Origin of the sequence: Streptomyces sp. Inha503 (assembly GCF_047215865.1) — a bacterium.
GTDB lineage: Bacteria > Actinomycetota > Actinomycetes > Streptomycetales > Streptomycetaceae > Streptomyces > Streptomyces lycopersici.
On record NZ_CP178360.1, the window covers coordinates 6231757 to 6252029 of the forward strand.

A 20273-nucleotide genomic window follows, 5' to 3' on the forward strand; every position below is an offset into this window, starting at 1 on the left:
CGGCGTTCGCGGCCCCGGTGCGGATCGCGGGCCAGCGGGGCTCGGCCCAGTGGGGCTCGGCCCGGCGGCGTTCGCGGCCGCGTGAGCCGTGGCTTTCCCCACCCCGCCCCTTCCCGAAAGAGGGGGCTCCGCCCCCTCACCCCCGCCGGGGCTCTGCCCCGGACCCCGCTCCTCAAGCGCCGGAGGGGCTGGAAACGTACCGGCCCCGCAACGTTGGCCATGCCGGTGGCAGTGAGCCCGCCGCTGCCGTTGCCACGACTACCGTGACGATCGCCGCGGCCTGGGTCGGCGGTAGGTACGGCAGCGTGCCCGCCGTGGCCGCGCTGAAGGCCAGGAGCGGGACGGATGCCACGGCCGCGCCCACCACCAGGCCGGTCACCACCGTGGCCGCCGCCTCCAGCCGTAGCATCCGGCGCAGTTGGCGTCGGCCCGCGCCCGCGAGACGTAGCAGGCGCAGTTCGGGGCGGCGTCCGGTGGCGATGAGGTCGAGGGTGCTGAGGACGGCGATCACCGTGAAGGCCCCGATGGCCGCGACCACCGCCAGCGACACCACTTCGGCCAGTGCCTGGCCCGCCGCCTCGCCCCTTACGGGCGCCGGGTCCCGTTCCACCCGGGCCCCGGGAACCGCCCGCGCCAGCGCCTTCGTGAGCGCCTTACGGTCGGCATCGGGCGCGGCCGCGACCAGGATCCGCCCCGCGCCGGGCATCGATGTGTGGCGCAGGAGCTCATCGCGGGAGAGGAGGAAGTCCCCGAGCGCGAGGGAGCGTTCGTACGTCGCCACGACCCGCAGCCTCGCCTCCTGGCCGTCTCCGAACCGCAGGGTCACCGTGGAGCCGGGCCGGGCGCCGAGGGAGTCCGCGCGGTCGGCGCCGACGGCGACCGTGCCGGGGCGCAGCCGGGCGAGGTTCCCGTTCCGCACGCCCGGGTCGAGGGTGCGCGTCAGCCGCTCCGGGGTGACGCCGAAGACGGGCAGCCGCTCGAGTTCGGGCGAGCCGAGTTGGCTCCGCGCCAGCAGTACCGTGCCGGGGACGGCCTCCGTCGCCGCCCGCACCCCGGGGAGCTCGCGGATCCGCTCCACCGCACCGGCCGTAAGGCCGCCGTCCGCGCGCACCGCCAAGTCGGCGCGCAGCACCCGGCGGGCCTGGGCGTCCCCCGCGTGGGTCATCGTCGCGCCCCCGGAGAGCTGAACCCCGGCGAACGCGGTGACCAGCACGATCGGGGTGATCGCCGCGCCCAGCCGGTGGGCGGACGCGGCGCAGTTGGCGGCGGCGAGGCGGCCACCGGGGCCGAACAGCCGCAGCGGGGCGCCGAGCAGCCGCATCGCCCCCTCGGCGATCCACGGCCCCAGCACGGCGCAGGCGATCACCATCGTCACCGCCGCCGCACCGGCCGCGGCCGCCGCGGTCGTGCCCTGCTGGAGGGCGGCCGTTCCGGCCGAACTCGTGCCCACGCCCAGCAGCACCAGCCCGGTGATGCCCCGTGCCCTGCCGGGTGCCCGCTCGCGCAGCGCCTCCGCCGGGCGCGCCGTGGCGGTCCTGGAGCAGCCGATGAGCGCCGCGATCCGGGCCACCAGGACGGTGACCGCGGCGGTGACCAGGGGCGCGGGCCACAGCAGCGGGGGCAGCGTCAGCTCGAGCCCGGTGGGCAGCGCGCCCCGGGCGTCCAGCAGCGCGCGCAGCCCCAGGTACGCGGGGGCCGCCCCGGCCGCGCCCACCAGCGCCGCCCAGGCCGCGACCCGCCCGACCTCCCGGCCCACCGCACCGCGCAGCTGCCCGGGGGTGGCGCCGACCGCCCGCAACAGGCCCAGTTCATGGGAGCGTTGCCGCAGCGCCTGAACGATGGTCGACGACACGACGAGCAGTGCCACGAGGACGACGGCTCCGGCCACGGAGCCGAGCGCCGCCAGCAGCTCGCCACGGGCGGGCGTGGCGGCCAGGAACTCGGCCTCGCCGCGCTCGCTTCCGGTCAGGACGCGCACGGTGGCCGGGTCGCCGTCCGCGCGGTGCCCGACGTCGGTGACACCGGCCGTGTCGAGGGCCTTCCGCACCCGCCCCGCCAGCTCCGCCTGGTCCGTGCCGGGTCCGGCGACGACCCCGATGGCGTCCAGGGTTTCCGGGTGGCCGGACAGGCGCCGGGCCTCGGCACCGGTGAACCAGACGGCCGTACGGGGGCCGTCGGCGACGCCCACGACGGTGTACGACGCGTCCCGGCCGCCCACGCGCAGCGTCAGCCGCGCGCCGACGCGGCCCGCTCCACCGCCCACCACCACCTCGTCCGCCCGCTCCGGGGCGCGGCCCGCGCGTAGCGCGTACGGCGCCAGACGGGCGGTCTCCCAGGGGTGGCCGGTGGCGGCCCGGTCCGCGAGGCCCACCGGGAATTCCACGTCGGCGACGGCCGTCCGCACCCCGGGCACCGCTCGCACCACGCTCAGCGCCGTCCGGGGGATCCGGACCCGCTCGGTGAGCCCGGCGCTCGCGGTCTCGCGCTCGCCCAGGGCCGTCGCGCTGAAGCGGGTGGTCTGGTCGCCGGCCACGACGAGATCGGCCCCGGCGTACCGCTCCACCCGTGGATGCGCGCTCCAGGCCGAGACGAGGGTCAGCCCGAAGGCGCCGAGCAGCAGGGAGGTGAGGGCGAGCGCGGCGAAGACCGCCGTCCACGCCTTACGGTGGGCACGAGTGGCGCGCGAGGCCAGTAGGGCGGCCACCTTCATGCCGTCCGCCCTCCCCGTCCCTTGAGCCGTCATGCCGCCCGCACTCCCAGCTCCTTGAGCCTTCATGCCGTCCGCCCTCCCAGTTCCTTGAGGACGCGGCGGATGTCGGCCGTCTCCGGCCGCTCCTGCCGCCAGACCAGCTTTCCCCGCATCAGGAACAGCGCCTCGTCGGCCCAGGCGGCGGCGAACGGGTCGTGGGTGACCATGACGACCGTATGGCCGTCACGGTCGACGGCCCGCCGCAGCAGTGTCAGCACCTCCTCCGCGGCGGCGGGGTCGAGCGCCCCGGTCGGCTCGTCGGCGAAGACGATGTCGGGCGAGGTGACCAGCGCGCGGGCGATCGCCACCCGCTGGCTCTGCCCACCGGACAGTTCGTACGGCATGGCGCCGCCCCGGTCCCCCAGCCCGACCGCCGCGAGGGCCCGCAGGTCCCGGCCGTCGACGCCGTGGCCGCCGAGCATCAGCGGCAGGGAGACGTTCTCCGCCACGCTCAGCGACGGCACCAGGTGGTGCGCCTGGAAGACGAAACCGATCCGCTCCCGCCGCAGCCGGGTCAGGGCCGCCTCGTTCAGCGAGGACAGCTCCGTGCCGCCGATGCGCACCGTGCCCGCCGTCGGCCGGTCCAGCCCGGCGGCGCACTGCAACAAGGTCGACTTCCCGCATCCCGAGGGGCCCATCACCGCGAGGAACCGCCCGCGCGGCACCGTCAGATGGATGGGGTGCAGCGCCACCGCCCCCGGCTGGTACTCCCGGGTGACCCCGTCCAGGCTCAGCGCGTGGTGCCAGGTCCCCGTCCGCTCCGCGGTGGCCGTCGTACGGCCGCGCCAGTGCCGGTTCATCTCTCCGCCCCTCCGTCACGCCGGGCGGATCAAACGGGTCCGCCGGTCACGAAGAACGCTAGAAACGGGCGCGGTCGGGCGGGAGAGAGCGCGGTCCCGTACCGGGAGGGGTACGGGGCTCCGGCCCGGGGGTGGAGCCGGCTACACCACCTCTCGATCTCCGCAGGTCTCCCCGGTCTCCCCCGGTTCTCCCTCCGGCGCTCTCCCCCGCGCCCTTCCAGGTCTTCCCGGTCCGCGGGCGACTCCCCGGGCGCGCCGCCACGGTGAACCCCGCCGGGGACAAGATCCTGGACCCCCGCAGGACCGGCATATAAGACAGAAGCCCACAGAGAGGCAGCACGCACCCATGGACGTCAGCGCCCGTATCGAGGCCGTCTACGCGCAGATCGTGCACCGCAACCCCGGGGAGTCCGAGTTCCACCAGGCGGCGCGCGAGGTGCTGCCGGCCCTCGCCCCCGTGCTCGGCGCGCATCCGGAGTATCTGGAGGCCCGGATCGTGGAGCGGCTGTGCGAGCCGGAGCGGCAGCTCGTCTTCCGGGTGCCTTGGGTGGACGACGACGGCGAGGTCCAGGTCAGCCGGGGCTTCCGGGTGGAGTTCAACAGCGCGCTGGGCCCCTACAAGGGCGGCCTGCGCTTCCACCCCAGCGTCGATCTGGGCATCGTGAAGTTCCTCGGCTTCGAGCAGATCTTCAAGAACGCGCTGACGGGCCTCGCCATCGGCGGCGGCAAGGGCGGTGCGGACTTCGACCCCAAGGGGCGCTCGGACGGCGAGGTCATGCGGTTCTGCCAGTCCTTCATGACCGAACTCCACCGCCACCTGGGCGAACACACCGATGTGCCGGCCGGGGACATCGGGGTGGGCGCTCGCGAGATCGGCTATCTCTTCGGCCAGTACAAGCGGCTGACCAATCGCTTCGAGGCCGGTGTGCTGACCGGTAAGCCGGTCGCCTGGGGCGGTTCACCCGCGCGTACCGAGGCCACGGGGTACGGCACCGTCCACTTCGCCCAGGAGATGCTGCGCACCCGCGAGAGGGATTTCGACGGCCTTACGGTCGTCGTCTCCGGGTCCGGCAATGTGGCCCTCTACGCCATCGAGAAGGTCCACGCCCTCGGCGGCCGGGTGGTGGCCTGCTCCGACTCCTCCGGCCATGTGGTCGACCCGGGCGGTATCGACCTCGCGCTGCTCAAGGAGATCAAGGAGGTCCGGCGGCAGCGGATCTCCGCCTATGCCGACGCCAAGCCGGGCGCCGTCTTCTCCGGCCGCGGCTCGGTCTTCGAGCTGCCCTGTGAGGTCGCACTGCCCTGCGCGACCCAGAACGAGCTGACCGAGCAGAGCGCGATCTCCCTGGTCAAGAACGGTGTGATGGCCGTGACCGAGGGCGCCAACATGCCCTGCACCCCGGCGGCGATCGAGATCTTCCGGGAGGCCGATGTGCTCTTCGGCCCCGGTAAGGCCGCCAACGCGGGCGGGGTGGCCACCTCCGCGCTGGAGATGCAGCAGAACGCCTCCCGCGAGCGCTGGACCTTCGCCCAGACCGAAGCGCGCCTCGCCGCCGTCATGACCGAGGTCCACACCCTGTGCCGGACCACCGCCGACCGCTACGGCTGCTCCCCCGACGACTACGCCCTGGGCGCGAACGCCGCCGGATTCGTGCGGGTGGCGGAGGCGATGGCCGCCCAGGGCATCGTCTGAGCCGATCCGCCAGAGGCGCCGAGCGGGCCACACCGGCCACGGGTCACGTCGACGGCGTATCCGCCACCGGCCGCACCGCGTCCAGCACCGGCTTGCGGAGCAGCAGCAGCGCCGCGTCGTCGTGGAGCCGACCGCCCACATGGGACAGCAGTTCGTCGTGGAGCGAGGCGAGGGTGCGGGACGGCTCGTCGCATATGTGCCGCGGCACGCGTTCCAGCAGCGGGAAGTACTCCCGGCCGCGGTCCCGCGCCTCGATGACCCCGTCGGTGTAGAGCAGCAGTTGGTCGCCGTCGGCGAACGGCACCACCTGGAGGCTCGGCAGTTCGCCGCCCAGGGAGGCCAGGCCGAGCGGCGGGGCCGGTCGGGTGGGCTCCACGGCGACGACCCCGGTCTCGCCGACCAGCAGCGGCGGGGCGTGTCCGCAGTTGACGAGCTCCATACGGCCCTCACAGGGGTATCCGGCGACCACGGCGGTGACGAAGTCGTCCGGCGCCAGGTTGCGGGACAGGCTGCGCTCGATCCTGGCGACGACGTCGAGCAGGTTCGGCTCGTCGTAGGCGGCCTCGCGGAAGACGCCGAGCACCAGGGCGGCGGTGGACACCGCGGGCAGCCCCTTGCCGCGTACGTCGCCGACGATCAGCCGCACCCCGTGCGGGGTCGGCAGCAGGGCATAGAGGTCGCCCCCCACCCGTGCCTCCGCGGCCGCGGCGCTGTAGCGGACCGCCACCTGGAACTGACCGACCTGGGCGGGCACCGGTGTGAGCAGGGCGTTCTGGGCGGCCTCGGCGACCGAGCGGACGGCGGCGAGGACCCGCTCACGTCGTCTGCGCAGGGCGCTGGCCCCACAGCTCGCCAGGGCCACGGCGGCGGGCGTGGCCAGGATGATCGCCTGGGTGCGCAGCGATTCGTCGCCCTGGGCGCCCAGCAGCGCGCCCGCCGCCACGCCGAGCACCCCGATCCGGATCACTCCGTACGGTCCGGAGTGGGCGGCGGCGAGCGCCGGGCCCACGGCGAGCAGTGGCAGCCAGGCCAGCCCCTCCGAGGTGACGAGGGCGAGCAGAGCCACACCACAGATGATGATGACGGGGACCGCGGGGGCTATGAGCCCAGTGCTGTCCGGTTGGTCCGGGTCGTACGGGCGGAGTCGGGCCAGGAACATGACCTGCTGCGCTGCTCTCTCTCCACGGGGGCAAGTGATACCGGGGGTGGTGCCGGGGTGATACAGGGGTGACACCCGGGGATGTCCGTTTCATCCAGAGAAACAGCGATTCGATAGATTCGGCAAGGCCTGCGTTTTCAGATAGTGAGCGAGAGGTTCCGGCTCACCCGGCTCGCCGTCGGCACCAGATGGGTCCGGAACAGCTCACGGTGCGGGTCCAGCTCCGCCAACCGGGCCAGCCGGTCCGCCCGCAGCGAGATCCCGAGCGAGCCGAGCCGGTCCCCGCAGTAGATCGGCACCGCGAAGCAGACCGTGCCAAGCGCGTACTCCTCCAGGTCCGCGACCAGGGGACTTCCGGTCGGGGAGTCCAGGCGGCGCAGCAGGTCGTCGGAGCGGGTGACGGTGCGCGGGGTGAGATCGACGAGCGGATGGCGGGACAGGTAGTCGCGGCGGGCCTCGTCGCCCAGCTCGCGCAGCACGCACTTTCCCAGCGCGGTGGCATGTCCGGCGTCCTCGCACCCCACCCACAGATCGACCCGGGGCGCCTGCGGGCCGTCGACGATATCCACGACCCGGATCTCGCCCTCGTCGTAGAAGGTGAGATACGCGGCGGCCGAGAGCTCGTCGCGCAGCGCGGCCAGGGTGGGCCGGACCCGGGCGAGCATCGCCTGCTCACGGCTGCCGGACTCGAGGGCGCGCAGCTTGTCGCCGATCACGAAGCCGCCATCGTCCAGCCGGGACACATAGCCCTCGTGCGCCAGCGTCCGCAGCAGGTGGTACGTGGTGGCGAGCGGCAGGCCGGTCTCCCGGGCGAGCCGCTTGGCCGGCGCACCGCCCTCGTGCGCGCCCACTGCCTCCATCAACCGGAAAGCCCGCTGAACGGATGAGATCAGCGTAGGCGCCGTTCCAGCACCCATATATCCAGCTTGCTCCTGGTGTGACCGGATGAGCAAGATCTGATCTCGTGCTGGATCCGATCTCCAGGAGACGCGCGTGAGGGCGCCGACCGGTGCGGTCGGCGCCCTCACGGGCTGATGGTTCGGATCGGTGCGGCGTGGTCAGCCGGGGGAGATCCGGCCGCGCCAGGCACCCTCCGCCTCACCGCGGTGCTCGATGAAGTCCTTGAACCTCCGCAGGTCCCCCTTCACCCGCCGGTCGAGCGTCCCGGTCATGTCCGCGGCCTTCTCCGCCATCCCGCTCGGCTCGAAGACCAGCGCCAGATTGACCCGGGTGTGGCGCTCGTCCATGGACTCGAAGGTGACCAGGCCCTGCTGCTGGACATCACCGGAGGTGGTGCGCCAGGCGATGCGCTCGTCGGGTAGCTGATCCACGATCTCGGTGTCGAACTCCCGGTGCACACCGGCAATGGAGGTCGCCCAGTGGTTATGGCGATCGTCCACCTGAGTGACCTGGTCCACGCCTTCCATGAACCTCGGGAACTCGGTGAACTGGGTCCACTGGTTGTACGCGGTGTGGAGCGGAACCCCAACCTCGACGGACTCCCGCACGGTGCTCATCGGTGACTCCTTTCGACGTTGTCGCGTCGCGCACCACGGCGGGTTTCCGGGACCGCCGAGCCGAAACATGAGCACATGAGCGGGCGGAGAGCGGGTCCGCTCAGCGCAGCGGATGCAGCGGGGCCAGTTCGGCCGGGGAGGTGCCGGTCGCGATGGCGTCGGCCAGCAGCCGTCCGCTGAGCGGGCCGAGGGCCACGCCCCACATGCCGTGCCCGCCGTTGACGTAGACGCGCGGCGAGCCGGTCGGGCCGATCAGCGGCAGCCCGTCGGGGGTGCAGGGGCGGGCGCCGACCCAGGTGTCCGTACGGGCCTCCCAGTCGATGCCCCGCAGCAGCGGACGGGCCGCCGCGATGATCGCCTGTATGCGGCGCGGGTCCACCGGCCGGTCCGCGGGGGCCAGCTCCATCATTCCGGCGACCCGCACCCGGCCCTCGCCCAGCGGGGTGCAGACGACCTTCTGGGCGGCCAGATAGGTGGGGCGGGTGGGGGCGCCCTCGGCCGGGACGCTGAAGCTGTAGCCGCGTCCGGCCTGGACCGGCACCCGGACCCCGAACGGTCGGACCAGCGGGTCCAGCCAGGCGCCGGTGGCCACGACGGCGACGTCCGCGCGGAGTTCGCCTCCCGAGGTGGTGACGGCCACGCCCGCTCGCCCGAGGTCCCGGATAGCGGACACCTCCGTCCGCTCCAGGATCTCGCCGCCGCGTTCGCGCACCGCGTCGGCGAGGGCGCGGACGAAGTTCCCGGGGTTCAGGTAGCGCTGGCCGTGGAGTTCCACGGCCGCGCCGATGCCGTCGCCCAGCGCGGGCTCCAGCGCACGGGCCCGGTCCCCGTCGACCCGCTCGTACGCGATCGTGAAACCGGCCGCGCGGGCGCGCTCCAGCTCCTCGACCATCGCGGCGCGCTCGGCCGCGGTGCGGAAGGCGATCAGACAGGGTTCGGCGGGCCGGGTCGGCTCGGCGACGCCGTCCGCGGCGAGCGCGTCGTACGCGTCCAGCGCATGGCGGTTCAGCGTGGCGAAGGTGGCGGCCAGGACCCGCCAGCGGCGCGGGGTGCAGTTCCGGGTGAAGGTGAGCAGGAAACGGGCGAGCCGGGGGTCGGGCCGGGGCGGGATGTAGACGGGTGACTCGGGGGAGACCAGGCTGCGCAGCCCGTAGCGGAGCGCCGCCGGTTCGGGCAGCGGCAGCGTCAGGGCCGGCGACAGCCAACCGGCGTTCCCCCAGGACGCCCCGGCCGCGGGGTGGCGCCGTTCCACGACGGTGACCTCGACGCCGTGGTTCAGCAGCGACCACGCGGTGGCGAGGCCGACCATGCCCGCGCCGATGACGACGGCGCTGTGGGGTGGGCGGGACGGACCGGTGGCAGTGGGCACGGATGCGCTCCTTCCCATGGGTGAAACGCCATCATCGGGGGAGGGGGCGGGGCACCGCACTGGCCCGGCGGCCGAGAGCGCACGGCCCGGCCTTGTCGCTCAGGACAAACGGAGCCTTGTCGCCGACGACAAACGGAGTCTTGTCGCCGGGGCGGCGGAGACACTCCCGTAAGCTCCGCCGGGCCGGAGCTACGGCAGACGCAGCGCGCGCAGCCGCAGCCGCAGCCGGATGTCGAACGCGGCGGCGGGGTCGCTCAGATCGAGCCCGGTGATCTCCTGCGCCCGCCGCAGCCGGTAGCGCAGGGTGTTGGGGTGGACATGCAGCTGACGGGCCGCCAGCCGGGCGTCCTCTCCGGCGGCCAGATAGCGGTCCACGCTGTCCAGCAGCGCGGTGCCGCGCCTGCGGTCGTACTCCTCCAGCTCCGCGAGCGCGCCCAGCGGATCGTGGCCCGCCTCGACGGCCAGGTCCACGGTCCGCATGAGCAGGGCGTCCAGCTGGACGTCGCGGATGTGGGCGGTGCGTTCCCGCGTCGCGCCGAGCCGGGAGAGCAGCCGGACCACCAGCTCGGCGTCGGCGCGTGAGCGGCCGAGCCGACCGGGCCCCGGGACGGTGCGGCCGACACCGGCCGCCGCCCCCGGCAGCTCCCCCACGGCCCGCAGCAGCCGCTGTTCGTCGCCGACCGGCACCACGGCATAGCCCACACCGTCGATCTCCGCACTGAGCCCACCGGGCTGGAACGCGGCGAGTCTGCGGTCGAGGTCGGCGAGGGCCCGGCGCAGCGGACCACCGGGCGGACCGCCGGGCGGACCGCCCTGGCCCGCGCAGGGGCCGTCGTACGGGTTGAGGTACGCACCGTCACACCGGCCGTCGTACGGGCCGGAGGCGGGCGCTGGCGCGGGCGCCGACGGCAGCGGGCGTACGGCGACCACGGCCAGCGGTCCCGGCCCCAACGGCAGCTCACGGGCCGTCTCGACGGCCTCGTCCCCGCCACGGAGCAGCGCCCGTACGGCGGCGGTCCGCCGCGCGTCCGCGGCCAGCCGACGTTCGGCCTGCCGGGCGAGCAGGGGCGCGAGCAAGGCGGCCGACTCCTCCAGGGCGGCCCGCTGCTCGGGGGACGGCGAGGAGGGCACGATCGCCCAGATGGAGCCGATGGCCGTGTCACCGGCCCGGATCGGCATGATCGCGCGCGGCAGGATCCCGGCCCCGCGCAGATCCGCGTAGAACGGGCCGGAGGAGCCCGCCAGCCGCTCGTCCAGATGCTCGGTGCGCAGCAGGACGCGGTACCGGTCGGGCACCCGGCGGCTGAGGATCGTGGCGATGCGCGCGTCGTCCGAGTTCTCCTGACCGGGGGAGTAGGTGATCAGCTCGGACGCGTCGTCCTCGATGGTGACCGGGCCGCCGGCCAGCCCGGCGGCCCTGGTGGCCAGGGAGAGCAGCCCGTCCGAGGCGTCCTCGTACGAGGAGTCGTCGTACATGGCTCCTCCGCTCATCAGCGCCAACGGTCCCCGGGGCACTACCCCGACCCGTTCACTCTGATGCTCGAAGGCACGGATTATCCAGGGGTGTGCGCTACTCGATCCCCGCCGGGCGCCGCCGCCAGTGCCCGGTGGCCCGCTCGAAGGCGTGGCCGACCTGGAGGACCGCGAAGTCCGCCCGGTGCGGCCCGACGATCTGCACCCCGACGGGGAGCCCACCGGGCGTGAACCCGGCCGGTACGGACAGCGCGGGACTGCCGGTCGAGCTGATCAGATACGCCGAGCGCATCCAGTCCAGATAGTCGTCCATGGCCACCCCGGCGATCTCCGTCGGGTACTCGATGCCGACGTCGAACGGCGCCACCTGGCTCACCGGCAGCAGCAGCACGTCATAGCGGCCGAAGAACTCCCGGACGCGGTGGTAGAGCAGGGTGTGCAGCACCTCGGCGCGGCCGATGTCCGGGCCGGTGAGCTTGCGCCCCTCCTCGGCGTTCTCCCGGATCGCCCGCTTCAGCCCGTCGGGGTGGCGGTCCATGAGCGCGCCGAAGGCGACCTCGAAGACCGAGGCGCGCAGCGTACGGAAGACCTCCTCGGCCTCGGTCAGGTCCGGGCAGGCCCGCTCCACGACGCAGCCGAGGCCGGTGAAGACCTCCGCCGCCGACTCGACCACCGCGGACACCTCGGGCTCGACCGGCACCAGCCCCCCGAGATCCGGTGACCAGGCCACCCGCAGCCCCGTCAGATCGCGGTCGAGGGGCCGGGCGAAGCGGGCGCCGGGCTCCTCCAGGGCGATCGGCGACCGGGCGTCGGGCCCGGCGATGGCGGACAGCAGCAGGGCGGTGTCGGCCACGGTACGGGCCATGGGCCCCTTGACGCCGAGGGTGGCCCACGCGGTCAGGGAGGGCCAGTTGGGGACGCGCCCGGGCGATGGGCGCAGCCCGACGACATTGCAGAACGAGGCCGGGTTGCGCAGCGAGCCGCCGGTGTCGCTGCCGTCCGCGATCGGGACCATGCCGGAGGCCAGCGCGGCCGCCGCGCCACCGCTGCTGCCACCCGCACTGCGGCCCAGGTCGTGCGGGTTGTGGGTGGCACCGAATATGGGGTTGAAGGTGTGCGAACCGGCCCCGAACTCGGGCACGTTGGTCTTGCCGAGGGTGATCGCCCCGGCGGCCCGTATCCGCTCGATCAGCAGATCGTCCTGGTCGGGCACGCCGTCGGCGAGCGGTGAGCCATGGCTGGTGCGGATGCCCGCGGTGTTGTGGAGGTCCTTGTGGGCGATGGGCAGCCCGTGCAGCGGCCCGAGCTCCTCCCCCGCCGCGATCCGCTCATCGGCCTGCCGGGCCGCCTCGCGGGCGCGGTCCGCGACGAGGGTGACGATCGCGTTGACGGCGGGGTTGACCCGTTCGATACGGGCCAGATGGGCCTCGAGCAGCTCGCGCGCGGACAGCTCGCGGGAGCGCAGCAGCGCGCTGAGGTCCAGCGCGGTCCTGAAGCAGAGATCGTCATCCGTCGTCGTCACGGTCGCTCGCCTTCCTCGATGGTCGTCGCTGCGCGGGTCCTCGGACCGCGCGCCTCGTAAGGCTCGCCGTCCTTACGGGTCCCACGGTCCTCATGGGCCCCAGGGGCGGAATGGGCCCCACGGGCGGAATCCATGGTTGGGGAAGCGGCCGGGCGGCGGAAGAGCGCCGTCACGGCGGCCGCCACCAGCACATTGACCGCCAGTGCGACCAGGCCCGCGTTCACATGGTGGGTCTCCACCTCGGCCAGGGTCAGCCAGGTCACCACCGCCTCACCGGTCACCAGGCCCGCCAGCGCCCCCGGGGCGGTCAGCAGCCGCCGACGGCCGATCGCCGCCAGCAGCCCCGGCACGATCTGGATGAAACCGCTCACCGTGAGCAGCTGAAGGTCGGCCAGCAGCCCCGGCCGCAGGATGCCGAGGGTGAGCGCGAGCCCGATGGCCAGGACCACCACACTGTGGTTGACCGCCATCCGGGCCGCCTCCCGGCGGGCGGGCAGCAGATTCCGCGCCACCAGGGTCGAGATGCCGACGCACATCGCCCCGGCCGGAACCATCGCGGACGCCGCCGCGGCGACCACGACCAGCCCGGTGGCCCAGCCCGGCAGGGCGCCCTGGGCGAGCGTCAGCAGAATCCCGTCCGGGTCCCCGGCCCCACCCGGCCGGGCCACCAGCATCCCGGTGAACCCGATGGTGATCGGGATCATCAGCGCGATCTGGTAGAGCGGCATGAAGACGTTGTTGGTGCGGATGGCCCTCGGTCCGCCCGCCGCCATCAGCGGCGGCCAGTGGTGCGGGGTGGCCATCAGCCCGCCCGCGAGCGCCGAGGTCAGCACGCTGGTCGTCCACCACGTCCGGTCGCGCTCCCCGGAGTGCACGGTCAGCATCTGCGGCTGGACCTCGTGCACCTGCCGGAACACCTCGCCCAGACCGCCGGTGTAGTGCAGCGGGACGGCGATGGCCAGGACGAGCATGACGCCGAGGGTCAGCACGTCCTTGAAGTACGCGCTGTTCTTGAGCCCCCGGATGCCCGACCACAGCACGAACGCCGCCGTCAGCACGGAGGCCAGCACCATGCTCAGCCGCCCGGAGGCCGTACTGCCGGTGACCAGCCCGACGACCATGCCGAGCCCGGTGATCTGGAGCTGGAGGTACGGGATCAGGAACACCAGGCCGATGACGGCGATGACCTTGCCGTACAGCGGGCTGCCGTACCGCTGGGTGAAGTAGTCGGCCTGGGTCAGATAGCCGTGCCGCTCGCCCAGCCGCCACAGCCTGGGCTGGATGAAGTAGAGCAGGAGGAAGGCGAGGGCCAGATAGACCATCGCGTACGTGGCCGCGTTGCCGCCCGCGTACGCGACCCCGGCGACGCCGAGGAAGCTGAAGGTGGTGAACACCTCGCCCGCTTGCAGGAACCACATCGCGAGAGTGCCGAAGTTCCGCTGCCCCACGGCCCATTCGGCGAGATCGGTGGTGCGGCCGGTCCGGCCGAGGAAACCGCACAGGGCGAGGGCGCACATGCCCAGCAGGGAGACCGCGAGGACGACGCTCACCGGCGCTCACCGCCCGCCCGCTCGCGGGGGCGCCACAGGCCCCATTCGACGGCGGCGAGCGCGGGGGTGAGCGCGAGCACCCAGGCGCAGATCCAGACGTACAGCGACGGCATCCCGAACCAGAGCCGCTCGGCGTTGACGAACGGCAGCCATACGGAGGCGAGGAGGGCCAGCGCGGGGATGGCGGGCAGCAGGAGGAGCGAGTCGCGCCACGTTCTCCTGGTGGGGGCGGGGGCGACGCCGGGGTCCGGGCCGGGGCCCGGGCTGCCGGGATCTTCAGCTGCGGCCGACACGGTACCTCCAGGGCGCGAGGGGACTGCGCGGCATTCAACAGGCCACCCCGTGCGCCGGGCATCGTGCCGGACGGCCAACAAGCGGCCGCCCCGCATTGTCCCGGCGGACAAAGGCGGGGCGGCCGGCCCGAGGTCTCGTTCCCGAGGTCCTTACGGCCCTTAAGGCCCTTACGGTCGATCCTTACGGTTCTTCCCGGGGTCCTTACGGACGTCCTCGCGGATGTGATCCGGCGGCTCCGGTGGGCACCGGAACCCGCGCGGCCGAGGTGCCGAGTCCGGTGGGCCCGTGCCAAGGGGCCACCGGCACGGTCCCGGCCCCTGCCCCCATCGGCCGCCGACGGGCGCGGATCAGCTCCTCTTCCCGGTAGCGCGGGACCTCCCGGTGCCAGTTCAGGATCCCGGACATCCAGTCGCGCAGCTCCTCCACATAGCCGTCCATCGCCTTCCGGGCCTCCGGCTCCAGGCCGAAGTCGTCGTACAGCACCGGGAACTCATGCGCCGCGACATGCTGGAACTGCCGCATCCGGGACGTCATCAGGTCGTTCACGACGGCGACCCCGGTCGGGTAGTCGCAGTCGAAGAAGTTCTGGACGACGAGGACGCCGTTGTGGACCTCGCCCTCGAACTCGATCTCCTTCTGGTACGAGAAGACGTCGTTCAGCAGCGTCGCGTAGTCCATGGCGGCGTTCTCCAGCGACCGGACCGGGCCGCTGCGGTAGACCTCGGGCGGCACCCGCCGTCCGCGCGCCAGTCGGCACAGGCTCATGGTGAGGTCGGAGCCGAAGGTGTGCCTGCGCATCTCGATGTAGTCGACCGGGTCGGGGATCCGGTTCTTCGTGTGGTTGACCAGCTCCCACAGCCAGCTGGCAGTCATGTCCTCTATGGCCGTACGGAGTTCACGGCGCGCCGGGTCCTCCATCGGGCCCGCCGTACGGCTCCACAGATCGGCCAGCGACCGCTCCAGCGCGTGCGCCGGGGCCGGGGTGGGGCCCGCGTCGAGCGGCATGAACGCGCCGAGCCGGGCGTTGCAGACCCGGGCCCCGGCCAGGTCGTGGGTGCGGCCGAAGACCGCCGGGTAGTAGTCGTCCGCGTAGGTGCCCCAGGCCAGCCAGCCCGCCGTCAGATCGAGCTCGTCCGGGGAGCCGTCCGGGTGGATGCCGGCCGCGCACAGCGACAGGTCGGCGGCAAGCATCCGCCGCTCGTCCCAGACGTGTGAACCGGGGACACCGGGCTGCGGTCCGAGGATGCCCATCCGATGCGCCCAATCGGCCAGGTGGTCGCGGGCGGTGGGCAGATGCTGATTGAGCCGGAGGGTGAACGGCATGAAGAAGTCCGGCAGCAGGGCGGGCCCGGTCCTCTGGAACGGGACATGGCTGAACCTGCGGATCCGGGCTGCCTCCGCCCGGCCCGTGGTCAGCGGCAGGCTGGCCGCGGAGGTGCCGAGGCCGCCGAGCGCGAAGGGCGACCACGCCGGGGCCTTGTCCGCGCCGTCCGCGTCATGCGCACGGTCCGCCCCGTCCGGGCCGACCGGGCCGTGTGCCCTGTCCGGGCCGACCGCACCGTGCGCGCCGTTCATGTACCGGCTGGAGCGCATATGCCACTCATGGCCGCCGGACTGCCAGTCCTGGAGCCCCTTGACGTAGGCGAGGACCCCCGCGCAGGCCGCCGGGTCCAGGCCGTGCTCGGCGAAGAGCGGCCCGAGCTCGGTGAGGGCGGTGTCCTCGAACTGCTGAAGCCGTGAGGTGAGCAGCTCGTTGACGGAGTCGGCCGCCTCCTGAGTGGTGCAGCACAGGAACGTCTCCAGGACCAGGACGCCATTGCTGAGCTCACCCTCGTCCTCGATCTCCCGCTGGTACGAGAACAGGTCGTTGCGCAGGTGCACCGCGTCCGCGAAGGCGTCCCGCAGCACCCGCATCGGCCGCGAACCGGCGATCACCGCCGGGACCTCGACCCCCACGGCATGCTCCACCAGCCCGGCCGACCAGGGCGCGCCACCGACCTTACGGCGCATCTCGATGTACTCGACCGGATTGGGGACCCGGTGGATGTTGATGTTCGAGAGCTCCCAGAGCGACTCGTTGAGCAGGTTCTCGGTGCTCTCCCGGAACCGCGCCCGCCAGTCCGCCGACATCGACGGCACCGTCCGCGCCCACAGATCCGCGAGCCCCGCCTCGACCGGGTTGGTGGGCTCGGGGGTCCCGGCGGCCGGGTCCATCGGCATGAAGGCGGGCAGCCGGTCGAGATACGCCTTACCGGCCGCACGGTCCTGGGAGCGCTTGAACGTCTCCAGGAAGTGGTCGTCGAAGAAGAACACCCACACATACCAGTCCGTGACCAGCGAGAGCTCCGCGTCGGAGCAGTCGGGGTGGGTGTACGCGCACAGCAGGGCGTAGTCGTGGGCGTCGAGATCCTCCTGCTCCCAGATCCCCGAGCCCTCGAGCATGCCCATCTCGCGGGCCCACCGGGTGGAGTGCTCCCGTGCCGCCTGGACATGGGGGTTCAGCCGCGCCGGATACGGCATGTAGAAGTCGGGGAGTTGAAAGGGCTGTGTCACTGCTGGGCCGGCACCTCTCCGTGCGACGGTGGCCCGTAGTCGTCGTCCGGCTACGGGCTGGGGTCGGCTACGGGTTACCCATACCGCAACCCGCCTATCCGAAAGCCCAATTAGTCACACAAGTGCGCTCGCGTGACCGGCGCCCCTTGCCGCGTACCGCCCCCATGGCAAGGGACACCGGTCGAGGGCGCCGGTCGGGGGCGCCGGTCGAGCCCGCCGATCATCCGTCGCGTCTCCGGAAGGCCCACTCCATCCGCGGCTCCATCGCGAACCGGAACGCCCGCTGCACGGGCGGCGCGCACAAGGCCGTCACCACGGCCACCGCCACCGCCGTCACCGCGATCTCGCCCAGCGGCCGGTGCAGCCAAGGGTGGTCGTACCAGTCCCAGAAGCGGGAGCCCTTGGCGAGGAAGCCGTGCAGCAGATAGCCGTACAGCGTCCCGGCGCCGAGCACCGTGAACCACATCCGGCGCCGGGGCACCCAGGCGAGGAAGCACACGGTGAGCACCATGGAGCAGCCGAAGAGGGCGAAGGTCATGACCGTCCCGACCCACCACGGCGCACCGAGTTCCTGCGCGCTGTCCCGACGGTAGAACCACGCCGGGTTCATCCGCGGCGCGGCCCAGTAGGCGAAGATCACGGCGGCCGCGACCACCGGCACCGACAGCCATCTGACCTCGCGCCGCCGCATCATCCGGAAGTGCTCCGGCCGCATGTGCAGCCCCAGCACGAAGAAGGGCAGGAACTGGAGCACCCGCTGTAGATCGAGGTCGTCACCGATGTTCGGTGAACAGGCGGCGAGCGCGGCGACGGTGAGGGCCAGCGCCACCGGCCACCGCGCGATCCGCCACAGCGGCGTGGTCAGCCGCCAGACGAAGAGCGCGATCAGAAACCAGGTCAGATACCAGGGGTCGAGCAGACTGATCGGATAGGACGGATCGTCGTCCGCCCACCGTTTGAAGAAGGTGTACGCGACCTCGAAGAGCACGTACGGAACGGCGACACCCGTGATCAGCCGCTTGAGCCGGTCCGGCCGGAGATCGAAATTCCGCGAGAAGTACCCGGAGATGAGAATGAACGCCGGCATATGGAACGTGTAGACGGTCATATAGAGGGCGGATGCCGCTCTGCTGCCGTCTCGCAGGGGCTCCCACGCATGCCCCATCGCGACCAGCACGATCGCCAGATATTTGGCGTTGTCGAAGAACGCGTCACGTTGTTTCGGCGCGGGGGACGGAGCCGGGGCCGCCTCCGGGGGCGGGGATGCCGGTGCGCGCCGCGCGGGCAGTGTCGGCAGTAAGTGCGAGACGTTCATCACATACGCCCTCCCGGGGAACCTGCGGGGAAACTCCGGCCTCTTTCCGGGTTTCGGCGGAGGGTTGTGGAGTGGAACATTCCACGCACCATAGTGGCGCTCCCGAGTTCGCGCCCCAAAAGGCTCAGCTCTCGCGTACAAGGGTTTACGCCCAGCCCAGCGCATCCGTCACCTCCCCAACTTGGGAACTTCTTTACCTCTCCGATCAGTTCACGGAGTGATGAAGAGGGGCCGATCCGCCCGGTCTTGACCGACCCCGCCTGCTAGCTTCTACACAACTGTAGATCCTAACGACCCTATGGAGTGTGAGTGGCCATGGCCCTGTGGGACCGCATCAGGGAGTCCGCCCAGACGATGCAGACTCAGCTCGTCTCGAAGAAGAACGACTTGAAGAGCGGCGCCTTCCGCGACGCGAGCATGGCGATGTGTGCCCTGGTGGCGGCGGCGGACGGCTCCGTCGACCCGTCCGAGCGGCAGCGCGTCGCCCAGCTGATCGCCTCCAACGAGGTGCTTCAGAACTTCCCGGCCGACGATCTCCAGCGCCGCTTCAACGACTACGTCAACAAGCTCACCACGGACTTCGCCTTCGGCAAGGTGAGCGTGATGCAGGAGGTCGCCAAGGCCAAGAAGAAGCCCGCCGAGGCGCGCGCCGTGATCCAGATCGGCATCGTCATCGGTGGCGCGGACGGCGACTTCGACAAGACCGAGCAGGCCATGGTCCGCGAGGCGTGCTACACGCTGGAGCTGCCGCCGGCCGAGTTCGACCTGTAAGGCGAAGCGGGGCGGCCGTAAGGCGTATGCGGCAGCCTTACGGCCGCCCCGTGAACCATGAGCCGCGCCCTTACGGCCGCCCCGCAAGCCGTAAGGAGCTACAGCGGGGTCGCGGCGTGCAGGACGAGGACCAGGGCGACCGCCGCGTTCGCCGAGGACAGCGCGGACGCGGCGGTGCCCACCGCCGCGATCCACAGGGCCAGCCCCGCCGCCGTCCACGTCGGCGGCCAGCGCCGGGACGGCGGCACCGGCTCCAGCAGCGCCGCGACCCTTCGCGGCACCGGCCCCGGCGCGGCGAACCCGGCCAGCGCCGGCCCCGGCGTGCCCCGGGAGACCAGGGCGGCCTTGCCGACCGCCCGCGCCGTGACCCGGCGGTCGCCGACCTCCTGGGCCGCCTCCTCGTCCGCCCAGCGCTCGGCGCAGTAGTCCACCGCGGCCCGCAGCGGCCGCAGCAGCGGGTTGGCCCGCGCCGCGAGCTGCGCGGCCAGCAGATAGCGGTGGTGGTGCGCGGTCAGATGGGCGCGCTCATGCGCGATCAGGGCCCGCCGCTCGCGGCTGCTGAGGCTGTCCAGCATCCCGGTGGAGACGACGATCCGGCCCGGCTTCCCGGTACGCCCCGAGGTTCCGGGCAGGGCGTACGCGTACGCCCTGTCGTCCGGCAGCACCGCGACCGGCGACTCCGGCAGCCCGGCGAGCGCGAGCTGGGCGTCCCGCCGCACCCGGCCATGGCGCAGACAGGTGGCCGTACAGGACACGGCCACCGCCGCCAGCGCGCCGATCGCCGCCTTCCCGGCCACCACGTCAAAGGGCACCGCCGCCCGCACCTCGGGGTCCGACCAGCTGTCCGGCAGCGGGTTGCCGGGCAGCTGCGCCGTGCCGACGACCATCAGCAGCCCCAGGCAGAGCGTGGAGCACACCGCGAGGACGGTGCCGACGAGCGTCAGCAGCCGGGTGGCGGTGCGCGGATGGAGATGTTGCTCGGCGAGCCGCGCGATCGGCAGCGCCGTCAGGGGCAGAACCAGCGGGAGGAAGACGAAGACGCCCATCGGTCAGTCCTCCGGCTCCTCCGCCACGTCGCTCAGCAGGTCGCGCAGCAGCCGCTCGTCGTCCTGGGTCAGCCCGGTCACAAAGCTGGCCAGGACCGCCTCGCGGTCGTCCTGGCCGTCCAGCACCCGGCGCATCCGCAGCGCCGCGAGCCCCGCCTCGTCCGACGCCGCCCGCCAGACGAAGGAGCGGCCCGCGCGTTCACGGGTCACGGCCTGTTTGGCGTGCAGCCGGGACAGGATGGTCATGACCGTGGTGTAGGCGAGCTCGCCCTCGATCCGCTCCTGCACCCATGCGGCGGTCACCGGCCCCGGCGCCCGGCTCAGCGCCGCGAGCACCTGCGCCTCCAGCTCGCCCTGGCCACGCCGACGGGGGCGGCGGGGCCAGCCGGGCCCGCCGGTCCGGTCGTGGTCCATCACACCGTCTCCTTCCCCACCGCACGCGCCCGGCGCGCGGCGCTCCAT

At 72.8% G+C, this 20273-nt stretch carries 16 protein-coding genes; 2 read left to right on the forward strand and 14 right to left on the reverse strand.

Annotated features, from left to right (window positions below; genetic code table 11):
* Window positions 1–172 precede the first annotated feature (172 nt).
* Together ACJX2R_RS25645 and ACJX2R_RS25650 are read right to left on the reverse strand one after the other, a co-directional pair.
* Window positions 173–2743, reverse strand: a complete 2571-nt coding sequence (locus ACJX2R_RS25645; RefSeq protein WP_413102043.1) for an FtsX-like permease family protein — start codon at window positions 2741–2743, stop codon at window positions 173–175.
* Window positions 2744–2772: 29 nt separating this feature from the next.
* Window positions 2773–3549: an ABC transporter ATP-binding protein gene (locus tag ACJX2R_RS25650; RefSeq protein ID WP_413102044.1), complete on the reverse strand. Its 777-nt coding sequence runs from the start codon at window positions 3547–3549 to the stop codon at window positions 2773–2775.
* A 346-nt stretch (window positions 3550–3895) separates the two neighbouring features.
* On the opposite strand from ACJX2R_RS25650, the gene gdhA reads away from it, so the two are divergent.
* Entirely contained in the window at window positions 3896–5242 is a 1347-nt protein-coding gene (gene gdhA / locus ACJX2R_RS25655; protein ID WP_413102045.1) for an NADP-specific glutamate dehydrogenase, read from the forward strand.
* A 43-nt stretch (window positions 5243–5285) separates the two neighbouring features.
* Here gdhA and ACJX2R_RS25660 read toward each other — a convergent pair whose 3' ends face one another.
* The 10 genes from ACJX2R_RS25660 to ACJX2R_RS25705 form a co-directional block, all read right to left on the reverse strand.
* The gene (locus ACJX2R_RS25660; protein WP_413102046.1) at window positions 5286–6401 is read right to left on the reverse strand and encodes a PP2C family protein-serine/threonine phosphatase; all 1116 of its coding nucleotides are present in this window, start codon (window positions 6399–6401) and stop codon (window positions 5286–5288) included.
* Window positions 6402–6538: 137 nt separating this feature from the next.
* Window positions 6539–7318, reverse strand: coding sequence for an IclR family transcriptional regulator (locus ACJX2R_RS25665; RefSeq protein WP_413102047.1), 780 nt, complete (start codon window positions 7316–7318; stop codon window positions 6539–6541).
* 141 nt (window positions 7319–7459) lie between these two features.
* Window positions 7460–7918, reverse strand: coding sequence for an SRPBCC family protein (locus ACJX2R_RS25670; RefSeq protein ID WP_413102048.1), 459 nt, complete (start codon window positions 7916–7918; stop codon window positions 7460–7462).
* 100 nt (window positions 7919–8018) lie between these two features.
* Window positions 8019–9287 carry an NAD(P)/FAD-dependent oxidoreductase gene (locus tag ACJX2R_RS25675; RefSeq protein ID WP_413102049.1) on the reverse strand — a complete coding sequence of 423 codons (1269 nt, stop codon included), beginning with the start codon at window positions 9285–9287 and terminating at the stop codon, window positions 8019–8021.
* Between the two features lie 189 nt (window positions 9288–9476).
* On the reverse strand, window positions 9477–10778 hold the full coding sequence (locus ACJX2R_RS25680) for a PucR family transcriptional regulator (protein WP_413102050.1): 1302 nt from the start codon (window positions 10776–10778) through the stop codon (window positions 9477–9479).
* Window positions 10779–10857: 79 nt separating this feature from the next.
* Window positions 10858–12282, reverse strand: a complete 1425-nt coding sequence (locus tag ACJX2R_RS25685) for an amidase (protein WP_413102051.1) — start codon at window positions 12280–12282, stop codon at window positions 10858–10860.
* On the reverse strand, window positions 12279–13832 hold the full coding sequence (locus ACJX2R_RS25690; RefSeq protein WP_413102052.1) for a sodium:solute symporter family protein: 1554 nt from the start codon (window positions 13830–13832) through the stop codon (window positions 12279–12281). The genes ACJX2R_RS25685 and ACJX2R_RS25690 overlap by 4 nt, the downstream gene beginning before the upstream one ends.
* Window positions 13829–14125: a hypothetical protein gene (locus ACJX2R_RS25695; RefSeq protein WP_262702202.1), complete on the reverse strand. Its 297-nt coding sequence runs from the start codon at window positions 14123–14125 to the stop codon at window positions 13829–13831. The genes ACJX2R_RS25690 and ACJX2R_RS25695 overlap by 4 nt, the downstream gene beginning before the upstream one ends.
* 202 nt (window positions 14126–14327) lie before the next feature.
* The gene (locus ACJX2R_RS25700) at window positions 14328–16679 is read right to left on the reverse strand and encodes a terpene synthase family protein (RefSeq protein WP_413102053.1); all 2352 of its coding nucleotides are present in this window, start codon (window positions 16677–16679) and stop codon (window positions 14328–14330) included.
* A gap of 220 nt (window positions 16680–16899) precedes the next feature.
* Complete coding sequence (locus ACJX2R_RS25705; protein ID WP_413102054.1) at window positions 16900–17994, reverse strand: acyltransferase family protein; 1095 nt, start codon at window positions 17992–17994, stop codon at window positions 16900–16902.
* 315 nt (window positions 17995–18309) lie between these two features.
* Here ACJX2R_RS25705 and ACJX2R_RS25710 point away from each other — a divergent pair, with 315 nt between their 5' ends.
* Window positions 18310–18765 (forward strand): tellurite resistance TerB family protein, encoded by a 456-nt coding sequence (locus tag ACJX2R_RS25710; protein ID WP_413105951.1) that lies wholly within the window; start codon window positions 18310–18312, stop codon window positions 18763–18765.
* Window positions 18766–18863: 98 nt separating this feature from the next.
* Here ACJX2R_RS25710 and ACJX2R_RS25715 read toward each other — a convergent pair whose 3' ends face one another.
* On the reverse strand, window positions 18864–19811 hold the full coding sequence (locus ACJX2R_RS25715) for a M56 family metallopeptidase (protein WP_413102055.1): 948 nt from the start codon (window positions 19809–19811) through the stop codon (window positions 18864–18866).
* 3 nt (window positions 19812–19814) lie between these two features.
* On the reverse strand, window positions 19815–20225 hold the full coding sequence (locus ACJX2R_RS25720; protein ID WP_413102056.1) for a BlaI/MecI/CopY family transcriptional regulator: 411 nt from the start codon (window positions 20223–20225) through the stop codon (window positions 19815–19817).
* Window positions 20226–20273: the final 48 nt, after the last annotated feature.